This is a genomic window from Actinomadura rubrisoli, from assembly GCF_004349215.1.
In the GTDB taxonomy this organism is placed as follows: Bacteria; Actinomycetota; Actinomycetes; order Streptosporangiales; family Streptosporangiaceae; genus Spirillospora; species Spirillospora rubrisoli.
Genome location: NZ_SMKU01000078.1, coordinates 1 through 23,173, shown reverse-complemented (window position 1 = coordinate 23,173; position 23,173 = coordinate 1). Strand labels below are relative to the sequence as shown.

Genomic DNA, 23,173 nt, shown 5'->3' with positions numbered 1-23,173 from the left:
ACATACTCCGGCCCGAGGTGGTTTGTACCCCTTCAGGCGGCTAGGAGAGCACCCGTGTTGGATCAAGTGACGAATAACCGACTGGAGACCGCCCTGCGGCTCGCCGCGGAGCAGCAGGCGAAACCGGCGGGCGGCGCGGCGCTGGACCAGATCCTCATCGCCTCCGGCGGGGCCGCGGTCCTGACGGCCGCCCTCCTGCTGTTCGGCTGGGGGCACCGCAGCGGGCGCCTCACCGCGCCGGCGCGCCTCGCGGCGGCGTCGGAGCGGGGCGCCGGGCGCGGGCTGCCCGGCTGGGCGGCGCTGCCCTCCGCCGTCGCGATGCTGTCGCTGATCATCGCGCTTCTCGGAATGTACTGGGACATCTCCCTGCACATCTCGCACGGCCGGGACGAGGGGCCGCTGGCCAACATCGCCCACTACCCGATCCTCGTCGGCCTGTTCGGCATCTTCACCGCCGGAGTCCTCGCCGTGGTGCTGCCCAAGGGCGAGCGTCCCGGCAGCGCCGCCGTGCGGATCACGCGCGACTGGTACGCGCCGGCGGGCGGCGTCCTGCTGGCGGGCGCCGGGTTCTACGCCCTGCTCGGCTTCCCCCTCGACGACGTGTGGCACCGCATCTTCGGCCAGGACGTCACGCTCTGGGGCCCCACCCACCTGATGCTGATCGGCGGCGCCGGGCTGTCGCTGGTCGCGATGATGATCCTCGAACGGGAGGGACGGCGCGCCTGGCGCGGCCCCCAGGACCGGGCGGCCTCCCCGTGGGGCGGCTACGTCCGCCGCGGCATGCACGCCGGCGGGCTCCTGATCGGCCTGTCGGTGTTCCAGGCCGAGTACGACTTCGGCGTCCCGCAGTTCCGCCTCGTCCACCAGCCGCTGCTCATCGCGCTCGCGGCGGGCTGCGCGCTCGTCGCCGCCCGGCTGTGGACCGGACGGGGCGGCGCGGTCTTCGCCGTCGCGTTCTACATGCTGGTCCGGGGCGGGGTGTCGGTCGCGGTCGGCGGCGCCATCGGCGAGCTGTGGGCGGCGGTGCCGCTCTACTTCGCCGAGGCGCTTTGCGTGGAGCTCGCGGCGCTCGCGCTGGCCCGGCGGCCGCTGGCGCTGGGCGCGGCGTCCGGCGTCCTGATCGGGACGGCCGGGTTCGGCGCCGAGTACGCCTGGAGCCGGGTCGCGTTCCGGCTGCCGTGGACGGGCGACATCCTCGCCGAAGGCATGATCATGGCGGTGGTCGGCGGCGTCGCGGGCGGGCTGTGCGGCGCGATGCTGGCCGAGGGCCTGGAGGGCCGGCTGCCGCGTCCCGCCGTGGCCCGCCCGATCTTCGCCGGGGCGATCCTCGCGGTGGCCGCGGCGGTCGCCAACGGCCTGCTCATCTCCGTCCCGGACGGCCAGAACGCCACGGTGACGCTCACCGACGTCCACGGCGACGCCGCGCACCGCACCGCCAATGCCCGCGTCGCCTTCTCCCCCGCCGATGCGGCGGACGACCCCGCCTGGGTCACGATCACCGGCTGGCAGGGCGAGGGCCTGCACGTCGAGCACCTGGTCAAGGAGCGCGACGGCGTCTACCGCACCCGCGAGCCGATGCCCCTGCACGGCGAGTGGAAGACGCTGATCCGCCTCCACGACGGACGCACGCTCGCGGGCGTCCCGATCTACCTGCCCGACGACCCGGCCATCGGCGCCAAGGAACTGCCCGCGACACCGCGCTTCACCCGCGACGTGCAGAGCGAGCGCACGATCCTGCAACGCGAGCTGAAATCGGACGTTCCCGGATGGCTGTGGCTGGCCTGCTCCTCGGTCGTGCTGTTCTGCACCCTCGCCCTGGTGATCTCCCTGGGCTGGGGCGTGGCGCGGATCTCCCGCCTGCTGCCCGGGCACGCCGTCCCCGCCGCGGCCGAGCCCCGTCCCAAGGTCAGCACATGATCTCCGGCACCGTCCCCGCCGAAGGGGTCCTCGCCACCCATTCGGCGATCACGGCGCTGCCGTTCTTCGTGCCGACCTTCGTCGTGGTCGCCGTGATCGTCGTGGTGGTCTGGCGGGACCGGCGCCGCGGCGACGACCAGGAACCCCGGGACGACCGGGAACCCGGGAACGCCCCGTAGGCTCTGCGTCCATGAGCGACCGCCCCTCCGCCGCGTACCTGTCCGGCCTGTTCTCGCTGGAGGGCAGGGTCGCCGTCGTCACCGGCGGCAGCTCGGGGATCGGGCGCGCGATAGCCGAGGCGCTGGCGCGCTCCGGCGCGTCCGTCGTGGTCGTCGCCCGGCGCGAACCGGACCTCGCCGGAACGGTCCGGGACCTGGAGGCGCACGGCTGCCGGGCCGCCTGGGTGAGCGCCGACCTGGCCTCGCGCTCCGGCGTCCGGCGGGCGGCCGAGGGCGCCGCCGGGGCGTTCGGGGAGCCCGACATCCTGGTCAACGCGGCCGGGATCAACCTGCGCCCCCCGATGGGCGAGCTGGGCGAGGACGTCTGGGACACCACCATGGCCGTCAACCTCGACGCGCCGTTCCTGCTCGGCCAGCGGTTCGCCCCCGGCATGGCCGAGCGCGGCTTCGGGCGCCTCATCCACATCGCCTCGCAGCAGGCGTTCCGCGCGTTCGTGACCAGCGGCGCGTACGGGGTGTCCAAGGCGGGCCTGGTGGCCCTCGCCCGGTCGCAGGCGGAGGCGTGGTCGGGACGCGGCGTCACCGCCAACACCCTCGTGCCGGGGTTCGTGATGACGCCGCTGAACGCCCGGCTGTCCGCCGACCCGGACCGGGTCGAGGCGCTGGCCGCCCGCACCATGACCGGGCGCAACGGCGTCGCCGACGACTTCGCCGGGGCGGCGGTGTTCCTGGCGGGCGCGTCCTCCGCCTACGTCACCGGGCAGGCGATCTTCGTGGACGGCGGCTTCTCCGTCCACTAGCCGCCCCTGCCGCTAGACGTCGAAGGAGAACCTCGCTCTCACGGCATCTGGAGCAGGCGCCGGAAGGCAGGACGCGGCCCGGCACCGGCGACGATGGCCTCGCAGGCGGGACGGGCGGCGCAGGCCCCCTCCGGATCGCCCGGGTCCAGGCGCGTGTTGCGGCGGAACGCGAGCCTCCTCGGGTCGCCGCAGTCGTCGGACGCGGGCGGCCACGCGCCCGGGTACTCCCGGCGCTTCAACCATGAGGGCACGGCGTCGTCCCAGAAGTTCCCGCTGTACCGGACGTCCGACACGGGCCGCTCGGGCGCCTCGCTGCAACCGCCGATCGACGCCACGTACCGGTAGACCGCGTTGCCCGTCACACGCACGTACCGGGTGGTGTCATCGGTGTAGATCCCGATGTTGAACTCGCCGGGCGCGCCGGTCACCGCGTTGCCGCGCAGGACGGCGCCGTCGGCGTAGCCGTGGCCCTGGGCACCGCGCAGGTAGATGCCGCCGCCGTCGTTGAGCACCTTGTTGGTCGCGTACACGCGGTTCCCGATGATGCGCGTCCGCGTGGTCACACCGGGCAGGTCCGGGTCGCGGCCCGACAGGATCCCCGAGTTGGGGACGTCGCCGACCCGGTTGTGCGCGATCGTGGTGTCCCGCGTGGCCATGTTCCAGATCCCGGCGGCCGCGCGGTACTCCACGCCCACGTGGTGGATCCAGTTGTCGGAGATCCGGTTGCCGCGGTTGGTCCCCCGCTCGTCGGGAGGCGTCACGCCCATCACGATCCCGCCGTCGGACACGTCGGTGAACACGTTGCCCTCCACGACGTTGCCCGAGCTGCCCTTGGAGATCTCCAGCGCCTGGGCGCCCAGATGGGTGAACCGGTTGCCCTGGAAGGCGACCCGGTCGGCGCCGTGCAGGACGATGTTCCCCGGAACCGTCAGATACCCCTTCCGTCCCGGCCGCTTGTACAGGCTCCAGGTCGAGACGAACCCGGCCGGCTCGCTCGGCGCCGTCCAGGTGGCGTGCGCGAAGGTCAGCCCGCGGAAGGCGACGTCGTGCAGCGGGGCCCCGGGCCGCCCGGTGCCGTCGACCAGCGTCTGCAGGACGGGCGCGACGACCTGGACGGTGCGCATGTCCTCGCCCGGCCGCGGCACGTAGTACAGGACGTGGTGCCCGGGCCGGGAACGATCGAGATACCAGCTCCCGGGCGCGCGCAGGAAGGAGACGCTGTTCTCGATCGCGGTCGGGCCGCCGAGCGGATCCCCGTCGTCCTCGTAGAAGCCGCGGGCCAGCTTCCAGCACGGGCCGTCCATGGTGACCTGGGTCCGGTGGCCGAGGGCCGCGACACCGGCCACCCCGCAGCGCGCCTCCGCCCAGTAGGGGAAGGTGTAGACGAACTCGATGTCCTGCGGACGGCGCCACGAGCGCGGGACGTCGCTGTCGGTGATGTAGCCGGTCCTCGTCGTCCGCACCTTGCCGGGCAGCCCGGCGCCGAGCGAGGCCAGCACGGCGCGCCGGTCGGCGACGTACAGCTGGCGGGTCTCCAGGTCGCCGGCCTCGGCACGCCAGGCGCGGCCCTCCCGCCGCCACCCGGTGATCGTCCGGCCGCCGCTGATCACGGCCCGCTCCCGCCCCGGCGTCCCGTAGCCGTGGGCCTGGTAGATCACCCGGTGGCCGCCGCGTCCCGGCTCGGGCCGCAGCGGCGCGGTCAGGACGTGGGTGCCGCCGCGCAGGTTGACCACGATGTCCGACCGCATGCGCGGCGCCCGCGCCCTCACCTCCCGCTGCGCGCGCGCCAGGGTGGCGAACGGCCGTTCCAACGAACCCGTCCCCGCGTCGCTGCCCCAGGTCGCGACGTACAACTGCTCCGATGCCGCGTCCGTGGCCGGGAGGGGCACCCCCGACAGCGGCACGGCCACCAATGCCGCGCACATGACTCTTCTCATCGCGGCCTCCTTTCCTGGCTCCACCTTCGGGAAGGCGGCGCCGGGGCGCGTCGGCCGGAAGTCGATCCGCGATCCGCAACTTAAGTAGGCGGCGCATGGGACGAGGGGCGGAGCCGCGGGCCGCCGCCGTCGGCCTACCCTCGGTGCGTGGACCACATCGAGACGGCGGCACCGCTCGGACCGGCGACGCGGCTCGCCGACCGGCTCGCCCCCTGGGCCCTCGGCCTGGCGATGTTCGCCTTCACCGCGGTCGACTACCTCCCCGGGCGCGGCGACGTCGCGGTCCTGGCGTTCGCCGCCGCGTCCGGGGCGACGGCCGCGCTGGCGCGATGGCGCCTCTGGCCGCTGTTCGCCGTGACCGCGCTCGGCTCGCTGCTGTTCTCCACCTGGCCCGGGTTCATCGTGGCCTCCTACTACGCGGCGACGACGCTGCGCAGCGACCGCCTGGTCGCCGCCTACACCGGCGCCGCGACGGCCGCGCTGCTGGGCGTCCCGCTGCTGAACTCCGTCCTCGGCACCGGCTTCGCCCTCGGCCCCGACGACAGGATGGCGCCCGGGGAGCGGGTCTTCTCGGTGCTGCTCCTCGTCGGCTCGCCGCTGGCGGCCGGGCTGTGGATCAACGCCCGCCGGCAGGTGCTCGCCGGGCTGCGCGAGCGCGGCGCGCGCCTGGAACGCGAGCAGGCCGCCCGCGCCGAGCAGGCCCGCGCGGCCGAGCGCGCCCGCATCGCCCGCGAGATGCACGACGTGGTCGCGCACAAGGTGTCGCTGATGGTCCTGCACGCCGGGGCACTTGAGGTCGAGGCCCCCGACGACGGCACCGAGCGGACCGCCGCGCTGATCCGCGCCACCGGCCGCGAGGCGCTGACGGACCTGCGCGAGGTGCTGGAGGTCCTGCGCTCCCCCGGCGGCGCCGACCCGCTCGGCGCGCCCCCCACGCTGGACGGCCTGGACCGGCTCGTCCACCAGTCGCAGGCGGCGGGTCTGCCCGTCCGCCGCGACGTCGAGGGCACCGCCCGCCCGCTGCCCGCTGCGGCCGAGCGGGCCGCCTACCACGTCGTCCGCGAGGCCCTCACCAACGTCCACAAGCACGCCGGGGGCGCCGCGACCCGGGTCACGCTGCGCTACCTGCCCGCCCACCTGGAGGTGACGGTGCGCAACGACCCGCCGCCGAGCCCCGCCGAGGCGCTGCCCGGCAGCGGGCTCGGCCTCGCCGGACTGCGCGAGCGCCTCGCGCTGGTCGGCGGCCACCTGGACGCCGCCGCCCACCCGGACGGCGGCTTCGCCGTGCACGCCCGCATCCCCGCGCGCCCATGATCCGCGTCCTCATCGCCGACGACGAGCACCTCGTCCGCTCCGGGCTGCGCCGCATCCTGGAGACCGCGGGCGACATCCGCGTCATCGCCGAGGCCGGCGACGGGTCGGCCGCCGTCGCCGCCACCGCGCGGCACCGCCCCGACGTGGTGCTGATGGACGTCCGCATGCCCGGCATGGACGGCCTGACCGCCGCCGAGCGGATCCCTGCCGAGGCCAAGGTCGTCATGCTGACCACCTTCGACCTCGACGACCACGTCCACCGGGCGCTGCGCGCCGGCGCCGTAGGCTTCCTGCTCAAGGACACCTCGCCCCGCGACCTGATCGCCGCCGTCCGGACCGTCGCGGCGGGCAACGCGCTGCTCGCCCCCACCGTCACCAAGCGGCTGATCGCCCACTACGCCGAGCAGGGCCCGGCCGGGACGGCGGCCGCCCGGCGGCGGCTGGACACCCTCACCTACCGCGAGCGGCAGGTGGTGCGGGCCGTCGCCCGCGGCCTGTCCAACGCCGAGATCGGCCGCGAGCTCTCCCTACGCGAGCCCACCGTGAAGTCCCATGTCAGCCGCGCCCTCGCCAAGCTCGGCCTGGCCAACCGCGTCCAGGCGGCCATCCTCGTCCACACCGCCGACCCGGCGGGCGAGTGGCGGCCCTGACCCTGGACGGCCTCGCGCGGGCTAGTGCGCGCCGTGCGCGGCGGCGATCTCGTCGATCCGCGCGGCCAGATCGAAGTCCTTGCCGGTGAGACCGCCCGCGCTGTGGGTGGTGAGCGCGAACGTCACGGTCCGCCACCGGATGTCGATGTCAGGATGGTGATCGGCGTCCTCGGCGGCGCGGGCCACCTCGGCCACCACATCGATCCCGGCCGGGAACGAGGGCGCCTCCACCACCCGGCGGATCTCGTCACCGACCCGGGTCCAGGCGGGCAGCGCGCGCAGCCGGTCGGCCACGGCGGCGTCGTCGAGCGTCTCACCCATCGGCTCTCTCCTGTCTCCTCACGCGGATGACCTTCCCGAGTATGAGTGAAAAACCCTGCACGGTGCGTCACGGACCGCTCACAATGGCGTAGAGCCAAGGGGCCGCCCCCACGAGGTCCCGTCTCAGCGGCGACGGCAACCAGGTCGAATGGGATGAGTCGATGACGACTTTCGGAGAGAAGCTCTGCGAACTCCTGGACGAGCGGAAGATCAGCCAGCGTAAGCTGGCCCAGCTCGTCCCGTGCGATACCGGCCACCTATCCAGGATCGTCCGGGACCTGAAGAGGCCCTCAGCACAGATGGCGGCTCGGATCGACGAGATCCTCGGCGCGGACGGATCACTCGCAGCCGTCCTACCGACGCCTTCACGGCCGAAGGGGTCGCGCGCCGCCGCTGCGGGTACCGTGAATGCGACGGTCACCCACAACGATTGGGCCGCCATGGAGCGTCGCGCACTGCTGCAACTACTCGCCGTTCTGGCTCCGGGAGCTGCGGTTTCCGCCGCGCATCTGGAGACGCTACGGTCCGGTCTGGAGCGGGCGCTGGGCGTCCGTGACGAGTTCACCGTCGAGGACTGGGAACAGGCCGTAGCCGATCACGCCTACTCCATCCGCGTCATGGCTCCGGCGGCCCTGGTCGCCGTGCTGTCGTCCGACATCGCCGACGTCGGTCACGCACTCGACCACCGGCCCGATCTGGATCGGCCGACCTTGCAACGGGTGTCCGCCCAACTCGCCGCGCTCATGGCCATGGCCCTCAATGAACTCAACGATCCTCACGAGTCCGGCTGGTGGCGGACCGCCCATCACGCCGCCGCAAGCGCCGGAGACCGGAACCTTGAGGTCTACACACACGGCAGGCAAGCCCGAGTCACCTACAGCCGTCCCGGCGCCCTAAAGCATGCCGACCAGGCGATAGCACTCGCCGGGAACCGTCCGAGCGCCGGACTCGCAGAAGCCCATGCGACGCGCGCCGTTGCCCTTGCCCGGACGGGGGACCGCTCCGGCGCCGAACAGGCACTACGAGATCTCGATGAACTCTACGTACGGCTCCCTGCGGAGTTGACCGGCGACGAGGCCACTGTCTGGGGATGGCCACGGCAACGCTACCTCGGTGAGCGCACCGGGGTTCGTCTGAACCTCGGAGACTCTAGCCTTTACGGTGAAATGCCTTCCCTGGACGGCACTAGGGAGGCTCGTGACCTGGCGTGGAACGAACTCTATGTCGCATGGGCACGCATTAACGCGGGCAGCGTGAGCGATGGATTGGAAGATGCCGCGAATACTCTCAACGGCCTCCCCAAAGAGCATCGCACGTCCAGTGTGCGCGCCACCGTCGGCCGGATGGTTTCCGCGCTCCCCGAGAAGGCGCGGGCGCTTCCGGCGGCGCGGGAGTTGCGGGCACTGACCTCCGCTACCTGACCCCGGCCACGACGCCGCACCGCACCAGTCGTAACAGCCGCGCATGGTCGTGCGCATCGCGTCGATGTATCGGCAGGTGGACTCCCGCTGCGCCAGGGACAGGCGCAGCCCGTCACAGACGATCGGCATCCGCGCCTCCAGGTGCAGGAACCTGTCGGTGAGAGTGCGCACCCGTGCCTGCACCTCGGCGACGACCTGCTCGCGTACGCGAAGGAACTCTTCCAGGGTGAAGCAGGCGTTGCTGTGGAGCAGCTGGAGCAGCTGCGGTCGTTCCCGGAGATCACCAGGGACGAGCTGATCAAGTACTTCACGTTGACGCCCGCCGCTATCGCGTTCGTTGATCCGGGCCGTGGCCGTGGCCCGACGGACCGCCTGCTCACCGCTGCACGTCAACCCAAGATCACCGTTTCCATTCAGCTTCTGATGCGAAGCGGGGGCGCATCGGCCCGGTGGTCAGGCCGATGCGCGCGGGCCAGTTCGCCCGGGGTCATCGCGCCCGATAGCTGCTATTCGGGTTGGTTGGGGGTTGCGGCGCCGGATTCGTAGGGGGTTGTCACTCCGGCGTAGGTGAGATGGAGCATCATGCCGACTCTGGCGTGGAACAGGTTGTGGCAGTGGTCCATCCACAGGCCGGGGTTGTCAGCTTTGAAGGCGACGTCGTAGGTTTCCCCGGGTGCGACGTTCAGGGAGTCGGCCTGCCAGGGGCTGCCGGTGATCGGCTGCCCGTTGCGTGTCAGGACCTGGATGTGGTGCCCGTGCAGATGCATGGGGTGGTGGTCGTAGCTGCGATTGACGAAGGTCATTTTGATGTTCTCGCCTTCGCGGACGAGCATGTTCGGGATGTGGGGGAAGACGCGGCCGTTGACGCGGTACCGCATCGCCGGGCGTCCGTCGAAGAACCCGAACGAGGAGTCCATGTTCAGGGTGAAGTGCCGGTCGTAGCGGGTTTGCGGGCCGAACGGGGTGGCGGTGGGCGTGCCGTAGGAGGCCGGGTCGAAGACGCCGGTGGCCGTCTCCGCTGGTGCGCGGCCCTGACCGTCCGGGCTGAGGACCAGGACCGGACCGCCGGGGACGGCCGGCCGCAGTTCCACCGGGTGTGCGGGCATGGTGAAGGTCAGGTCATAGCGGCCGCCGGCTGCCATCGGCAGGGTCTTGCCGCGGATCTGGCCGGGGCCGTGCAGTTCGCCGCCGTCGATCGCGGCGACCCGGAACGGGCTACCGGCCAGCGTCAGGTCGACGGGGTCGTTGGCGGTGTTGACCAGCCGGAGCCGGACCGGGGTGCCGGGGGCGATCCGGTGCCGCCGGACGCCGTCCGACACACCGAAGACCCGCCCTCCACCGGCCACCGCTTGGGTGGCCCACTCGCGGTACAGCACCGCGATGTCGGCCCCTTTGACGGGCGCGGGCTCGACGATCAGGGCTCCGAACAGGCCGCGCTGTACCTGCTCGGCCGATTGCTGGTGTGAGTGGTACCAGTAGGTGCCGGCGTCCTTGGCCCGGAACCGGTAGGTCATGCGCCCTCCCGGCGCGACCGCGTTCTGGGTGACGCCGGCGGCTCCGTCGGCGGCGTTGGGCACGTCGTAGCCGTGCCAGTGCAGGGTCACCCCGGCCTTGATGTCGGAGTTGACGAGGGTGACCTCGACCAGTTCGTTCTGGCGGACGCGCAGTTCGGGCCCCGGTGAGGTTCCGTTGAAGGTCCAGGCGTCGATGGTGCGGCCCGAGTCCAGCCGGATCTTGGCGGTGCGGGCGGTGAGGGTGAAGCGTCGCACCGGCCCTGACAGGTCCTTCTCGGTGAGGCCGTCGACGCTTGGGCCGGAGGCGGCCGTGGGTGCGGCATGCCGATGTCCGGTGGCCATGCCGGGCACGTTGGGTCCGCCACCAAGGTCGTAGCCGCCGTGGCCGTTGGCCGAGTGGCGTGCGGGCAGCTTGCTGCTGTCGGCCGACCAGACCGAGCAGCCGGCGACCGCGGCCGATACCGCGATGAGGGCGGCGACGGCCCGCAACGCCGGCATCACGCGACGCCCGGCCTGGGGCTCGGCAGCGAAGGCGTCGCGCCGTCGGCGTTGCCGGACGATCAGGGCCAGCACGGCGACGATCAGCACCGCCCACCACACCACCGTGGTCCTGGCCAGGGGTGGGGCGATCCACCACAGATAGAGGCTGATGGCCGTGACGACGGCGTTGATCTGCACCGCGACGACGAGCCAGGGGTCGGCTGCGGCGCGGCCGCGTTCGACCGTCACCCGTTCAGCCGAACCGCCGTCCACTCTGGCGGTGCGCCATAGACCGGGCAGCCCCTTCACGACAACGGCTGCGAGCGCGGCCAGGATCATCGGGAACTGCACGTACAGCCGGTCGGCCATCACGACCGTCCCGTATGAGGCGAGCGCACCGCCGACCAGCGCCGCCGTGGCGGCGGTCGGCAGGAGCGCCAGGAGCGTCATCGTCAGCGCGGCCCACGAGGTGCGCCGCAGCCGGCCCAGCGTCTGGGCCTTGCGAAGCCGGCCGGTCAGCTGACCGGCCAGCAGCCAGAGCGGCAGGGCCGCGGCGGTCAGCACGGCGCTGATCCAGTACAGGGCGGCAAACATTAGAAATGCTCCTCATCATGCGGATGCCGGTTGGGGGGTGCTTGAACCGTGTTCGGCCGGTCGGTTTCACCCGCGCGGTCCGCGTCTGCGATCTGCTCGGCTTGGGTGCGTCGTCATGCGAAGTCGTCGCACACTGGTTGCGTGGCAGGGGTGGTCACGCCCTGTGCGGGCGGTCGCCGGTCGATCGCCCACACGGCGAGGGCAGGTGATCGTTCGTCCCGTGACGAAAGGCAGGAGCCTGAATACAAACGCGTGCGTCAACGGCGGCGGGCGCGGCGGGTGTTGCCCCTGGCTTTCAGATGCAACTCCATGACCGGGCAGGTCGCCCGGAGCATCCGGGCGTTCCCCGGTGAACAGGCCGATTGCATCGGCGCCGTCATGGGCGCCGCGCTCATTGAACGTGCGCCCGCGCGGAGCCGTTCGCCGGCGAAGCGCGGCCAGGGCGGTGCTGGAGCGATGACGACCAGCCTTCCTGCTGGAGGTAGCCGCTGCTCTTGCGGAGCCAGGACATGTAGTTCCGGGTCGTGAACGCGTCGGTGAACAGGCCCATCAGCGGTCCTTGCCGCGCGGGCATTTCGCTGCCCGCCGCCCTGGCGACCCGCCTCACGATCTTGGTCCGGGCGCGCTCGTAGCCGCGCAGGTCGTCAATGAAGCGGGTCAGAGCCCAGGCGTCTTCCAGCGCCTGGGTGGATCCCATCGCCATCGCCGGTGGCATCGTGTGCGCCGCGTCCCCCATGAGCGTGGTGGGCCCGCGCCCCCAGACGGCGGGCACGCGGTGGATCTGATGGGGGTAGAAGGTGAGCGTCTCGGCGTCCTGGAGCAGCGTCGGGAACGGCTCGGGCCAGTGACCGAACCGCTCACGCAGCCGATCAGCCAGGCCGGGGGCGCCTTCCCAGAACGGGCTGCCCGGCTTGGCGCGCAGGTCGAACCACCACAACATCCGTCCGTGCCCGGCCGAAGCCATGCTGCCGAGTGCCCGCCCGTTGGAGACCATTAGCGAGCGGCCGCTGTCGGTGAACTCGGTGGGCCGCGTGGTGAACGCCTGCCAGGTGACCCATCCGTTGAGCTCGCTCGGGTTCTCGCCCCGCAACGTCCGCCCGACGATCGACTTGCGTCCGTCGGCGCCGATGAGAACGTCACCGCGCACGGTGCTCCCGTCGGTGAAGGTGATCTCCGCGCGGTCGGGGTCGACCGCGCGGATTTCATGGCCGTAGTGGACGAGCACGCCATCGGCGATGCGCTCGACGAGCTCGCGCCGCGCGATGTGCAGGGAGGGATTGCCGCCGAATCGGCGCTCGGCGGCGGTGAGGTCGATGTTGGCGAGCCCGCGGCCGCGCACCGACCGGTTCTCCATGGCCTCCAGGCGGCGGCCCGCGCCGTCGAGGTCGACTCCGAACCCGCGCAGGATGCCGGTCGACGACGGCCAGATCGAGATCGAGCCGCCCTCGGTGCGCAGCTGTGGCGCCGCCTCGTACACCTCGACCTGGTGTCCGGCCGTGGTCAGTCCACGCGCGGCGGTCAATCCGGCGACACCGGCGCCGACGATGAGTACTCTCATGTTCACATCTATTCTGAGACCGACAGTGTCTGATACTTGGAGTATCACAATTATGGCGCGCGGACGCAAGCCCGATCCCGAAGTGGATGCACGCATCAGGCAGGCCGCGGTGACCTTGCTGGCGACCAAGGGGACGCGGTTCACCATGGACGAGGTGGCGGCGGCCGCCGGGGTGGGCAGGGCCAGCGTCTTCCGCCGCTACTCCACCAAACGCGACGTGCTGCTCGACGCGCTCGCCTTGGCCCTGGACGCCCAGGTGCCGCAGACTCCCGACACCGGCTCACTGGAGGGCGACCTGACCGTGATCGTCAACCAGACGCTCGCCGGCTGGCACTCACCCGACCTCGCCCGCACGACCAAAGAGATCTTCGGCGAGGCGGGCCGGGACCCGGCGGTCGCCGAAGTCATCCGCACCGCCATGCGGGACAAGCGCAAGCGCGACTGGGCGATCTTCGACCGCGCCATCGCCCGGGGCGAGATGACCGCCGACACCGACCCGTGGCTGCTCGCCGACATGCTTGTCGGCCTGGTCGTCTACCGCGGCCTCATCGACCTACCACAACCGGAGCCACAACAGATCGTCCAGGCCCTCCTTCACGGCTTCACTCCCTGACCGTCACCACAACGGGGAGTAGTTCCCGCTGAGGACGGGGGTGAGTTGGGGATTCGTGCGATGGGTCACCGCGGATGACCGGTTCCGCCGCCCTGGGCGCGGATCGCACACCTGGTCACGTTCACCACGCCGACCACCGCGGCGAGCGCGCCCACAAGATCAACTCTTTGCGGGTTTCCGGCGTATGTGGGCCGGACCCCTTCCAGGTGGGCGGAGAGGTAAGCGGCCCAGTTCTCGGCCGCCCACTCTCTCCACTCTGGAGACATTCCTGTGGTTTGCCGACACCACAGGTCTTGGAGCGCTTGTGCGATCGGGGCCAGGGAGCCCGGTGGAAGGCCCCCCGGCGGGCGATGGCGGACCACGCCGAGGACCTGGTCGACTACCTGGGCGGCGGCGCCGGGGTCCTGTCCCAGCGGACCGTCGAACCGCCCGTCCCAGAAGATCATCCAGCCGTAGAAGTCGATGCCCAGGTCACGTTCGGCTCCCACCGGCTGCGGGTGAAACAGGACCGCGGCCGCATCCAGGGCCCAAGTTTCGTACTTCCGGAATGCTTCCGCCTCCCTTAGCAGCCCGAAGCGTCGAACCCAGTGCAGATGGCGTCTGCGCGCGTCTGTGAGATCGGGCAGATCCACCGGCGGGAATGGCAGAGCAAATTCAGTGTTCTGATACATGCGTCGCTCCGTTGGATGCGTCAGCATTCTCCATCGGTTTCAGCGGTGACCGCCAGAATCAACCACCAGCGTGGTCGTCTGCTCGCGGACCGCGGTCGAGCATCTGATCTCCAGTAACCCTCGCGATATCCAGTCTGGCTAGGCCGGCACGGCGGTGAAGTTGTCGCGCTTTGCGGGCGTGTCGCGCTCTTCGGCCCCGGCCCGCGTCCCCAACCACCGATCAGGGCGTGAGGCGGTGGGCCAGCCAGGCGAGGGCCTGGGGGTGGCGGTACTCGATGGCGGAGTGGCCCGCGTCGAAGAGTTCGAAATTGACGGTCTCCTTGGGCACGCCCGCCCGCTCCAGGGCTTCACGGAAGGCCAGGGCGCCGAGGTCGAGGAACCATTCGTCGCGTGTTCCCGCGTCGATCCAGATGGCGCGCATGGACCGCAGCGCTTCGCCGTGGGCGGGCGCCATCCGGACGGGGTCCCAGCGCAGCCAGCGCTCCCAGACCTCGGGCCGCAGCGCCCCAGTGACGGGGTCGAACGGCAGCAGGGGCGTGCCGTCGGCGTCCGGTGAGAAGCAGGCCGACACTCCCAGGATCTCCAGCAGGCGCAGGTCCTCCTCCTTGGTGAAGGCGACGCGCGAACGGAAGTCCCGCCACCAGGAGAAGATGTCCCCGTCGTAGGCGCGCAGATGGCGTGCGGCCCACAGGAAGTGCGGAATGTACTGGGCTTCGGACAGGGCGTCCCCCGAGTGCGAGGCGAACGCGCCGAACAGGTCGGGACGCAGCATCGAGGTGACCATGGCGCCGAGCCCTCCGCTGGACTTGCCCGCGATGGCCCGGTGGTCGCGATCGGCGAGCGTCCGGTAGCGGGCGTCCACCCACGGGACGATCTCCTCGCACAGGTAGGAGTGGTAGCGGCCGGTCCCGGCGGAGTCGACGTACTGGCTGCCGCCGTAGGTCGTCCAGGCGTCCACGAACACCAGGATCAGGGGCGGGGCATCACCGCGGGCGAAGAGCGCGTCGGTGGCAACCGGCACCGACGTCCGGTAGGCGCCGGGCTGGTTGCTCCAGGCCGAGAGCGTCCCGGTGAAGCCGAGCAGCATGTAGACGACCGGGTGGCGGCGCTCGGGCTCGTCGTCGTAGCCGGGAGGCGTGTACACCCACAGCGGCCTGCGGTGCGGGTCTCCCAACGGGTTGCCGCGCAGCAGCCGGCTGTCGATGGTGTGCTCGTCGATCCTGCCGGCGAAGCCGGGGGGCCACAGGGGCACGAGCATCCCTCACTCTCAGTTATTATGAGATCATACTATTCGCAATGATAGTATCAGCCGGGTGGCGGAAGACTCGATCGATCGGCACATCGCCCACTGGTCCCGCGAGCTGGCGGACCTCGATCCGGACGTCGAGGGCGCGATCACCCGGATGCAGACCCTCGTCGGGTTCCTGCGGCAGCGCCGGGAGGCGGCGCTCAAGGCGCGCCACCTCAAGGGCTGGGAGTACGACATCCTGTGGCGGCTCCGGTCCACCGGCCCGCCCTACCAGGCCACGCCCACCTGGCTCGCCCGGGCGCTGAACACCCACCCCGCCACCCTCACCAGCAGGCTCGACCGGCTGGAGAGGTCGGGGCACCTCGCCCGCACGCACGACCCGTCCGACCGGCGGCGCCTCCTGGTCGCGCTCACCGAGAAGGGGCATGCGGCCTGGGAGGGCACCATCGAAGACCAGGCGGCCGCCGAGCACACGCTCCTCGCGCCGCTGACCGCCGACGAGCGCGAGCACCTCTCCGGCCTGCTCCGCAAGGTCGTCACGACCATCGAGGCCACCGGACCGCCCCTGATGCCCCCCGTCGAACGGCCGTAGCCCGCATGGCCGGGACGTCCCAGAACGCCTACGTCTCAGTCACGGTCTTCGACGCCGAAGGCCGCCGCGCCGACGGCTGCCAGAGCAACCTCTGCCCTAACTAGAGACACCGAGCCCGCCTCCGCTCCCTCGCGATCGGAGGCGGGATCCGGGGGCGCTACCGCACACCTAGCCCGCGTTTCGGAGCTGCGGCCCGACGCCCTCGGGGACCTCGCCGTGAAGGTGCGGGATGTACACGAGCTTCTGCGTCCGGCCGTCGAGCACGGTCGACTCGATGAGCTCCAGGTCGAACTCCGCCCCGTCGTGGAAGAGCGCCGCTCCGCCGGCGCGACCTGAGATGGCGGGGAACATGATGACTTCGAGCCGGTCGACGAGGCCGGCGGCGAGCAGAGCGCGGTTCAGCGAGATGCTGCCGTGCGAACGCATCGGGACGTCGGTGGTGCGCTTCAGGCGCTCGATCGCCGTCACCGCATCCTCGTTGAGAAGCGTCGAGTTCTGCCACCCCAGCGGGTCTTTGAGCGTGCTGGAGAACACGATCTTCGGCAGCTCGTTCAGGCTGTCGTAGTAGGGCTCGTCGTACTCGACCACGAACTTGCGGAACTGCCGGAACGTCGTCGCGCCGAAGACGAGCACCTGGTCCTGCGCGAAGGTGCGCACCCGGTCCTCGCGGACCTCAGGGCCTTCCTTCCCCCAGTACCCGGGCCAGCCTGCGGCCATGCCGTAGCCGTCGAGGCTGCAGAAGAAGTCGACAGTGAAGGTGGTGCTCATGGTGCTGCTCCCTTGTCGTGCGCCACCTCCGTTGGGCGGCTTCACTACTTCCACGAACGCGACCGACCCGATCCGACACCGACTTCGAACTATTTTCCAGACGGCTGACTTTCCACGCCCGCGGGTCGAGCGGGGAGGGCGGCGGCGATGCAGTCGAGGACGCGGTCCAGGCCGTAGCGGAACCGGTCGTCGTGGCTCAGGTGCGGCTGGCGGGCCTCCATGACGATCTTGCTGAAGATCGGGTACTTCCCGTCCTTCAGCAGCCGGTGGACGTAGGGGGCGCCCCGCGCCATCCAGTCCGACTCGGTGAGCCCGCTCCGGCGGACCTCCTCGGCCCAGCTGACCTCTTCGCGGACGGCGCTCTCGACGTAGCCGTTCAGGATGGCCATGAGGCCGAGGTTCTCGTCGATGGAGACGTGAGGGTCCAGGACCCCCATCACGTGTTCGATCAGGGCCAGCTGGTTGGGGCCGAGGCTGGGGAGCGACCGGTGGACGGTGGCCACCCACGGGTGCCGCAGCCACATCGCGCGCGTCCCGTAGGCGTAGCGCGTCAGGTCGGCCCGCCAGTCGCCGGAGGGCAGTCCCTCGACGTCGATCTCGCCCATCAGCCGGTCGGCCATGAGCTCGACGAGGTTGTCGCGGCTCGGGACGTACCGGTAGAGCGACATCGCGCCCGCGCCGATCTCGGCGGCGATCCGCCGCATGGTGGCGGCCTCCAGCCCCTCGGCGTCGGCGATCCGGACCGCCGCCTCGGTGATCTGCGCGCGGCTGTAGGCGGGCTTCGGCCCGCGGGACGGGCGCTCGGGCCGCATCCAGATGCTCATGTACTCGCCGTCGGTCACCGTCCCCCACCCTACTTGCGTACACCGTACCCAGTAACTTAGCCTGGCCGCCTCAACCGCGTACAAAGTACCCAGTGGAGGGGCCGATGGCGGATCCGATCGTGGTCGCCGAGGGGCTGCACAAATCCTTCGGTGACGTCCAGGCGCTGCGGGGCCTGGACCTGAGCGTCCCGAGGGGGACGATCTGCGGCGTGCTGGGGCCGAACGGAGCGGGAAAGACGACCGCGGTGCGCATCCTGGCGACCTTGTCCGATCCCGATGCCGGGCACGCCCGCATCGCCGGGTACGACGTCGTCCGCGACGCGGGCGAGGTGCGGGCCAGGATCGGGCTCGCGGGCCAGCACGCCGCCGTGGACGAGAAGCTCACCGGCCGCGGCAACCTGCGCATGTTCGGGCGCCTCTACCACCTGTCCCGGCGCGAGGCGCGCCGGCGGGCCGACGAGCTGCTCGAACGCTTCGGCCTGATGGACGCCGCCGATCGCCAGGTCGCCGGCTACTCCGGCGGCATGCGGCGCCGGCTCGACCTGATCACCAGCCTCATCCTGCGCCCCGAGGTGCTCTTCCTGGACGAGCCGACCACCGGCCTGGACCCGCGCAGCCGCCGCGAGATCTGGGACAGCGTCCGCGAGCTGGTGGCGGACGGCACCACGGTGCTGCTCACCACGCAGTACCTGGACGAGGCAGACCGGCTGGCCGACGACATCGCCGTCGTCGACCACGGGAAGGTGATCGCCACGGGCACGCCCGACGAGCTGAAGGCCACGATCGGGGACCGCCTCGACGTCGTCCTCGAAGACCCCGCCGCGCTGCGTCCGGCGGCGGCCGTGCTGAACGCCCTGGCCGGGAGCGACCCCGCGATGACGGGCGCGGACCGGCTCAGCGTCGCCCTGCCCGGCGGCGGCCTCCGGCTCGCCGACATCGTGCGCGAGCTCGACCGCGCCGGGGTCGCCGCCGCCGATGTGAGGCTGCGCCGCCCCACCCTGGACGAGGTGTTCCTGCGCCTCACCGACCGGAAGGAGCCCGTCCGATGACCGCCCTCACCCCGTCGCGGGGCAGCCGCCTGCGCTGGACGGTCACCGATGGGCTGACCCTGGTCGGCCGCGAGCTGTCGCGGGTGCGCCAGGAGCCCGGTGAACTCGTCGCCATGCTGGTCTTCCCGGCCGTCATGGTGGTGCTGTTCGGGTACGTGTTCGGCAGCGCGATCCAGGTGCCGGGCGGCGGCGACTACCGCGAGTACCTCATGCCGGGCCTGTACGCGATGGTGTCCTTCACGGCGATCATGACGGTCATGGTGCGGGTGGCCACCGACGCCTCCCGCGGCGTGATGGACCGGTTCCGGTCCATGCCGATGGCGCGGTCGGCGGTGCCGTTCGGGCAGACCGGTGCCGACATGCTGGCCGGTCTGATGGCGCTGGCCATCATGGTGGGGGCGGGCCTGCTGGTGGGATGGCAGCCGCATCGCGGCCCGGGTCCCGCGGCCGAGGCGTTCCTGCTGCTGATCGTGCTGCGGTACGCGCTGAGCTGGGTGGGCGTCTACGCGGGCCTGGTGGTGAAGAACGAGCAGGTCGCCGACCAGGTGGTGCCGCTGTTCCTGCCGGCCACGATGCTGTCCAACTCGTTCGTCCCGACGGACGGGATGCCGGCCTGGCTGCGCTTCGTGGCCGACTGGAGCCCGGTGAGCGCGGTCACCGCCGCCTCCCGGGAGCTGTTCGGCAATCCGGGCGCGCCGTCCGGGGACGTGGCCTGGCCCCTCGCGCACCCGGTGGCCGCCGTCCTGCTCTGGTCGGCCGTGCTGCTGGCGGTGTTCGTCCCCCTGTCGGTCCGCACCTACAACCGCAGGGGACGCTGAACGCCTCAGGAGGCGTGGTCGACCGGGGGCGTGCCGGTTTCGGGAACGATGACGACCGCCGGGATCGGGGCGGGCCGCCCGGGGCGGTCGCGGCGCTGCCCGGCCCGGTAGCGGGAGGCGTTCCGCAGCGTGCTCACCGCGACCTTCGGGACGACGCGCGGCGCGGTGCGGGCCGTCAGCCGCACCGCGATGGCGGTGGCCTGCCCGGGCGCGGGGGCGTTCACGAGGGTGGCGGTGACCCGGGCGGCGCGGGCGAACAGGTCGGTGACCGACACCCCCGCCACCACCGTCCCGGACGGAGCGGTCGGGACGGGCGGCGGCGTCGCGGGCACGGGACGGGTGGCGGTGATCCAGCCGGTCTTCATGACGTCGACGACGACGTCCCGGGCCACGTCCCGCATCAGGTCGCGCAGGGCCTCCTTCATCGCGAGCTTGAGCGCCTCGCGCAGCAGCTCGGCGATCACGGCCTCGATGACGGCGGCCGCGGTGCGGGCGGCGAGGCGCAGGGCCAGGTCGCGGGCGGTGCGGGCGACGGCGCTGCCCGCGGCGGCGGCGACCAGGTCCCCGGCCGAGCGGGCCACGTCGCTGCCGGCGGCGCGCGCGGCGATGTCGGCGGCCGCGGCGGTGACCGGGGTCAGCTCGGCGGCCTCGGCCGCGTCGCGCGCGCGGTCGCGCAGCACGGCGCCGAGGTCGCGGGCGGCCTCGCGGGCGGTCTCCCGGACGACGGCGACGACGATGTCGCGGCCCACGTCCAGGGCGACCTCGACCGCCACGTCGGCGACGGCGTCGAAGGCGGTGTCGACCACGGCCTTGGTCGCGGCCTGGACGACGGGCGCGGTGACGGTGCGGCCCGCCATGTCCAGCGCGGTCGCGGTGGCGGCGCGGGCGACGGGGTTGCGGGCGGCGAGGCGGCGCGCGGCGACGGCCATGGGGTGCTGCGCGGCCTGCTCGGCCAGCGTCATCGCGGTGGTGGTGACCTCGAACGCCGTGCCGGTGACCGCGTTGGTCCCGGCGACGGCGCGCGCCTCCAGCACGGCCCGCTCGGCCGCCGAGGAGGCGATCCTGAGGGCGGCGTCGCGGGCGGCCTGCTCGATCACCTTCATCGCGGGCGTGCCGGAGACCTGCTCCATGATCCGGGACGCGGCGACGCCCGCGGCGTCCCGGGCGGCCTGCCGGACGGGCTCGCCGGCGGTGGTCGCGAGCCGGGCCGCCCCGGCGGCCGTCGGAGCCAGGCCGTTCCACAGGCCCTCCAGGCGCTCGGCCGCCGCCTGGTCGACCCTGGCCAGGCCGGAGCCCTCACCGGCCCGTTCGACCGGGGCCTCCTCGCCCGCACGCTCGACCTTGTCGTCCACGACCACGCCCCTATCACGGTCCGGCATCTCAAATCACCATACTTCCGTTTGCCCGAACCCCTCCCTTCTCGGCCCCCTCTCCCGGCCGAGGAAGATCGTTTGACATCGAGCCCGGTCGAGGTCGCGGCCCGCCGCGCGGATAAAGCGGTGGCCCGGCGACGGGGACGCCGGGTATCGTCGGGTCCGGAACGGAAGGGAGGCGAGGTGCATGGCCGTCATTGCGGTGGCTGCTGCGTGCAGCACCCAGCCTGTCCTCACCTTCCGGGCCTCCGGCTGACCCTTCCGCTGTTGCGGCGTTCTCGCCGGGGCCCCTTCACACAAGGGTTCCAATCCGTTGTCATTCGCATCCACCGGGTCCTCCCCTCTCGCCGCCTACGGCTGGGACGAGGCCCTGGAGAACGATTTCACCCCCCATCGCGCCGCCGGGCTGACGCCCGCGCGCGTCATCGCGGTCGACCGCGGCCTGTGCGACGTCGTCACCGAGGACGGTCCGCTGCGGGCCGGGACGGGGCCGATCGCCTCGTCCGACCCGATGGCGGCGCCGTGCACGGGCGACTGGGCCGCGCTGCGTCCCGGTGACCAGCCCGTGCTGGCCGCGCTCCTCCCCCGCCGCACCGCGATCGTCCGGTCCACGGTGTCGCGGGACTCCCACGGCCAGGTCCTGGCCGCCAACGTCGACACCGTCGCCATCACCGTCTCCCTCGCCGCCAAGCTCGACCTCGGCCGCGTCGAACGGCTGCTGGCCCTGGCCTGGGAGAGCGGGGCGCGGCCCGTCGTCGTGCTCACCAAGGCCGACCATGTCCCCGGCACCGCCGACGCCGAGGCCGAGGTGGCCGCGGCGGCTCCCGGCGTCGACGTCGTCGCGTGCAGCGCCACGACCGGAGACGGCGTGGACGTGGTCGCGGCCGTCCTGAGCGGCACCGTGGTCCTGGTCGGCCCGTCCGGCGCGGGCAAGTCCACGCTGGGCAACGCCCTGCTGGGCGCCGAGACGCTCGCCACCGGCGCCGTCCGGGACCAGGACGGCAAGGGACGGCACACCACCGTCCGACGCGAGCTGCTCCCGCTGCCGGGCGGCGGCGTCCTCATCGACACGCCGGGACTGCGCGGCGTCGGGCTGTGGGACGCGGCGGACGGGCTCCAGCAGACGTTCGCCGAGATCGAGGAGCTGGCGGCGCACTGCCGGTTCGGCGACTGCGCGCACCGCGCCGAGCCCGGCTGCGCGGTGCTCGCCGCCATCGAGGACGGCACCTTGCAGCGCCGCCGCCTCGACAGCTATCACAAGCTGCTCCGCGAGAACGCGTGGGCCGCCTCGCGCACCGACGCCCGCCTGCGGGCCGAAAGGCAGAACCAATGGAAGGCCATCACCAAATGGCAACGTCAGATGTACAAGGCGCGCGGACGGGACCGGTGAGCGGGATGGGCGAGACCTGGACGACCAGGCCGGAGACCGCCGCGGACGCCGGGGCGGTGCGCCGCGTGGTGCTCGCGGCGTTCCCGACCCCGCTGGAGGCGGACCTGGTGGACGCGCTGCGCCAGGACGCGGCGTGGCTGCCCGGCCTGTCCTTCGTGGCCGAGACGCCGGACGGTGAGATCGCCGGGTACACGCTGCTGACCCGGTGCCGGATCGGCGGCGGCGACGCGCTCGCGCTGGGCCCGGTCGCCGTCCTGCCCGAGTACCAGCGGAAGGGCGCGGGCGGCGCGGCCGTCCGGGCCGCGCTGGAGGCGGCCGCCGGACGCGGCGAGCGGCTGGTCGTCGTCCTCGGGCATCCGGAGTATTACCCGCGGTTCGGTTTCGAGCGGGCCTCCGAGCGCGGGATCCGGACGTCGTTCGACGTGCCGGACGACGCCCTGATGGCCCTGGTGTTGGACGAAGCCGGGCCCGTCCCGTCCGGGACGATCGCCTATGCGGCGCCGTTCGGCGTCTGACACGCGGTCCGTGGCCTCCGGCGCCTCAGGTCGCCGGAGGCCATGCCCTCTCGGAGTTCGCGCTGGGGCGGCGAGCGTCGGGATCACCGTCGATGAGATCCTCGACATGCTGTCCGGCGAGATCGAGTGGATGCGGGAGATGACGCGAAACGGGCGAGACCAGCGGTCTCGCCGCGCCCTGGAACCTGCCTTCGACCGCGCTGCGGGCGCCGTCCCGGCCCCGCGCGGCACCTAGCGGGGCCCACGTGCTCTGGGGACGCGAGGCACAGCGGGCCCGGCTGGAACGGCTGGTCGTCGGTGCGCGAGAGGGGCGCGGCGGGGCGCTCGTCCTGCGCGGCGAGGCGGGCATCGGCAAGACCGCCCTGCTCGACGAGGCCGCGGACGCCGCCGTCCGATCCGTCGCGGAGGGCACGGGGGGCCGGTCCCCCGCAGAAGACGCGTTGCGCGTCCTGCGCGCGACGGGCGTTGAGGCGGAGACGGCACTGCCGTTCGCCGCCCTGCAGATGGCGCTGCGGCCCGTCCTGTCCCGACTGGACGGCCTCCCCGAAGCGCAGGCCGCAGCACTGCGGGCCGCCCTCGGCTACGCCCAAACGACCCCCCACACCCCCCGGAACAGCCCTGCCTCC

The 23,173-nt window shown here is 72.3% G+C and carries 23 protein-coding genes; 14 read left to right on the top strand and 9 right to left on the bottom strand.

Annotation, left to right across the window (positions count from 1 at the left end):
- Positions 1–66: 66 nt before the first annotated feature.
- Genes E1298_RS17135 through E1298_RS17125 form a run of 3 tightly spaced genes read left to right on the top strand, consistent with a single transcriptional unit; the run spans position 67 to position 2,896 of the window.
- The gene (locus tag E1298_RS17135; RefSeq protein WP_243725628.1) at positions 67–1,917 is read left to right on the top strand and encodes a hypothetical protein; all 1,851 of its coding nucleotides are present in this window, start codon (positions 67–69) and stop codon (positions 1,915–1,917) included.
- Positions 1,914–2,096 (top strand): hypothetical protein, encoded by a 183-nt coding sequence (locus E1298_RS17130; protein WP_131894344.1) that lies wholly within the window; start codon positions 1,914–1,916, stop codon positions 2,094–2,096. Before E1298_RS17135 ends, E1298_RS17130 begins: the two co-directional genes overlap by 4 nt.
- Positions 2,097–2,107: 11 nt before the next feature.
- The gene (locus E1298_RS17125) at positions 2,108–2,896 is read left to right on the top strand and encodes an SDR family NAD(P)-dependent oxidoreductase (RefSeq protein ID WP_131894342.1); all 789 of its coding nucleotides are present in this window, start codon (positions 2,108–2,110) and stop codon (positions 2,894–2,896) included.
- A 38-nt stretch (positions 2,897–2,934) separates the two neighbouring features.
- Here E1298_RS17125 and E1298_RS17120 read toward each other — a convergent pair whose 3' ends face one another.
- On the bottom strand, positions 2,935–4,833 hold the full coding sequence (locus E1298_RS17120; RefSeq protein ID WP_131894340.1) for a right-handed parallel beta-helix repeat-containing protein: 1,899 nt from the start codon (positions 4,831–4,833) through the stop codon (positions 2,935–2,937).
- Positions 4,834–4,980: 147 nt separating this feature from the next.
- On the opposite strand from E1298_RS17120, the gene E1298_RS17115 reads away from it, so the two are divergent.
- Together E1298_RS17115 and E1298_RS17110 are read left to right on the top strand one after the other, a co-directional pair.
- Positions 4,981–6,147, top strand: a complete 1,167-nt coding sequence (locus tag E1298_RS17115) for a sensor histidine kinase (RefSeq protein ID WP_243725627.1) — start codon at positions 4,981–4,983, stop codon at positions 6,145–6,147.
- Positions 6,144–6,797, top strand: coding sequence for a response regulator (locus E1298_RS17110; protein ID WP_131894338.1), 654 nt, complete (start codon positions 6,144–6,146; stop codon positions 6,795–6,797). Before E1298_RS17115 ends, E1298_RS17110 begins: the two co-directional genes overlap by 4 nt.
- Positions 6,798–6,818: 21 nt before the next feature.
- On the opposite strand, the gene E1298_RS17105 is transcribed toward E1298_RS17110, so the two are convergent.
- A complete protein-coding gene (locus tag E1298_RS17105; RefSeq protein WP_131894336.1) occupies positions 6,819–7,118 on the bottom strand; it encodes a 4a-hydroxytetrahydrobiopterin dehydratase in 300 nt (99 codons plus the stop codon).
- A 161-nt stretch (positions 7,119–7,279) separates the two neighbouring features.
- On the opposite strand from E1298_RS17105, the gene E1298_RS17100 reads away from it, so the two are divergent.
- Positions 7,280–8,539 (top strand): helix-turn-helix domain-containing protein, encoded by a 1,260-nt coding sequence (locus E1298_RS17100; RefSeq protein ID WP_131894334.1) that lies wholly within the window; start codon positions 7,280–7,282, stop codon positions 8,537–8,539.
- Between the two features lie 141 nt (positions 8,540–8,680).
- Positions 8,681–9,085 (top strand): DUF4158 domain-containing protein, encoded by a 405-nt coding sequence (locus tag E1298_RS49505; protein ID WP_207944678.1) that lies wholly within the window; start codon positions 8,681–8,683, stop codon positions 9,083–9,085.
- Here the strand turns inward: E1298_RS49505 and E1298_RS17090 are convergent.
- Together E1298_RS17090 and E1298_RS17085 are read right to left on the bottom strand one after the other, a co-directional pair.
- On the bottom strand, positions 9,046–11,127 hold the full coding sequence (locus E1298_RS17090) for a multicopper oxidase family protein (protein WP_131894332.1): 2,082 nt from the start codon (positions 11,125–11,127) through the stop codon (positions 9,046–9,048). The two genes, E1298_RS49505 and E1298_RS17090, sit on opposite strands and share 40 nt — an antisense overlap.
- 391 nt (positions 11,128–11,518) lie before the next feature.
- Entirely contained in the window at positions 11,519–12,685 is a 1,167-nt protein-coding gene (locus E1298_RS17085; RefSeq protein WP_165975499.1) for an FAD-dependent oxidoreductase, read from the bottom strand.
- 82 nt (positions 12,686–12,767) lie between these two features.
- On the opposite strand from E1298_RS17085, the gene E1298_RS17080 reads away from it, so the two are divergent.
- Positions 12,768–13,298 carry a TetR-like C-terminal domain-containing protein gene (locus tag E1298_RS17080; protein ID WP_165975498.1) on the top strand — a complete coding sequence of 177 codons (531 nt, stop codon included), beginning with the start codon at positions 12,768–12,770 and terminating at the stop codon, positions 13,296–13,298.
- Positions 13,299–13,363: 65 nt separating this feature from the next.
- On the opposite strand, the gene E1298_RS17075 is transcribed toward E1298_RS17080, so the two are convergent.
- Both E1298_RS17075 and E1298_RS17070 read right to left on the bottom strand, forming a co-directional pair.
- Positions 13,364–13,969, bottom strand: coding sequence for a terpene synthase family protein (locus tag E1298_RS17075; protein WP_131894326.1), 606 nt, complete (start codon positions 13,967–13,969; stop codon positions 13,364–13,366).
- A gap of 220 nt (positions 13,970–14,189) precedes the next feature.
- On the bottom strand, positions 14,190–15,227 hold the full coding sequence (locus E1298_RS17070) for an alpha/beta hydrolase (protein ID WP_131894324.1): 1,038 nt from the start codon (positions 15,225–15,227) through the stop codon (positions 14,190–14,192).
- Positions 15,228–15,282: 55 nt separating this feature from the next.
- Between E1298_RS17070 and E1298_RS17065 the strand changes: the two genes are divergently transcribed.
- A complete protein-coding gene (locus E1298_RS17065) occupies positions 15,283–15,810 on the top strand; it encodes a MarR family winged helix-turn-helix transcriptional regulator (protein ID WP_207944677.1) in 528 nt (175 codons plus the stop codon).
- A gap of 168 nt (positions 15,811–15,978) precedes the next feature.
- On the opposite strand, the gene E1298_RS17060 is transcribed toward E1298_RS17065, so the two are convergent.
- On the bottom strand, positions 15,979–16,578 hold the full coding sequence (locus E1298_RS17060; protein WP_131894322.1) for a dihydrofolate reductase family protein: 600 nt from the start codon (positions 16,576–16,578) through the stop codon (positions 15,979–15,981).
- 89 nt (positions 16,579–16,667) lie between these two features.
- The gene (locus tag E1298_RS17055; RefSeq protein WP_131894320.1) at positions 16,668–17,420 is read right to left on the bottom strand and encodes a TetR/AcrR family transcriptional regulator; all 753 of its coding nucleotides are present in this window, start codon (positions 17,418–17,420) and stop codon (positions 16,668–16,670) included.
- An 86-nt stretch (positions 17,421–17,506) separates the two neighbouring features.
- Between E1298_RS17055 and E1298_RS17050 the strand changes: the two genes are divergently transcribed.
- Complete coding sequence (locus tag E1298_RS17050; protein WP_131894318.1) at positions 17,507–18,451, top strand: ATP-binding cassette domain-containing protein; 945 nt, start codon at positions 17,507–17,509, stop codon at positions 18,449–18,451.
- Positions 18,448–19,269 carry an ABC transporter permease gene (locus E1298_RS17045; RefSeq protein ID WP_131894316.1) on the top strand — a complete coding sequence of 274 codons (822 nt, stop codon included), beginning with the start codon at positions 18,448–18,450 and terminating at the stop codon, positions 19,267–19,269. The genes E1298_RS17050 and E1298_RS17045 overlap by 4 nt, the downstream gene beginning before the upstream one ends.
- A 5-nt stretch (positions 19,270–19,274) precedes the next feature.
- On the opposite strand, the gene E1298_RS48140 is transcribed toward E1298_RS17045, so the two are convergent.
- Positions 19,275–20,648, bottom strand: a complete 1,374-nt coding sequence (locus E1298_RS48140) for a hypothetical protein (RefSeq protein ID WP_165975497.1) — start codon at positions 20,646–20,648, stop codon at positions 19,275–19,277.
- Positions 20,649–20,955: 307 nt separating this feature from the next.
- Between E1298_RS48140 and rsgA the strand changes: the two genes are divergently transcribed.
- The 3 genes from rsgA to E1298_RS17020 all read left to right on the top strand — a co-directional run.
- Positions 20,956–22,032, top strand: a complete 1,077-nt coding sequence (gene rsgA / locus E1298_RS17030) for a ribosome small subunit-dependent GTPase A (RefSeq protein ID WP_131894314.1) — start codon at positions 20,956–20,958, stop codon at positions 22,030–22,032.
- 5 nt (positions 22,033–22,037) lie between these two features.
- Complete coding sequence (locus E1298_RS17025; protein ID WP_131894356.1) at positions 22,038–22,547, top strand: GNAT family N-acetyltransferase; 510 nt, start codon at positions 22,038–22,040, stop codon at positions 22,545–22,547.
- 245 nt (positions 22,548–22,792) lie between these two features.
- On the top strand, positions 22,793–23,173 hold a 381-nt coding region (locus E1298_RS17020), incomplete at its 3' end, for an ATP-binding protein (protein ID WP_131894312.1).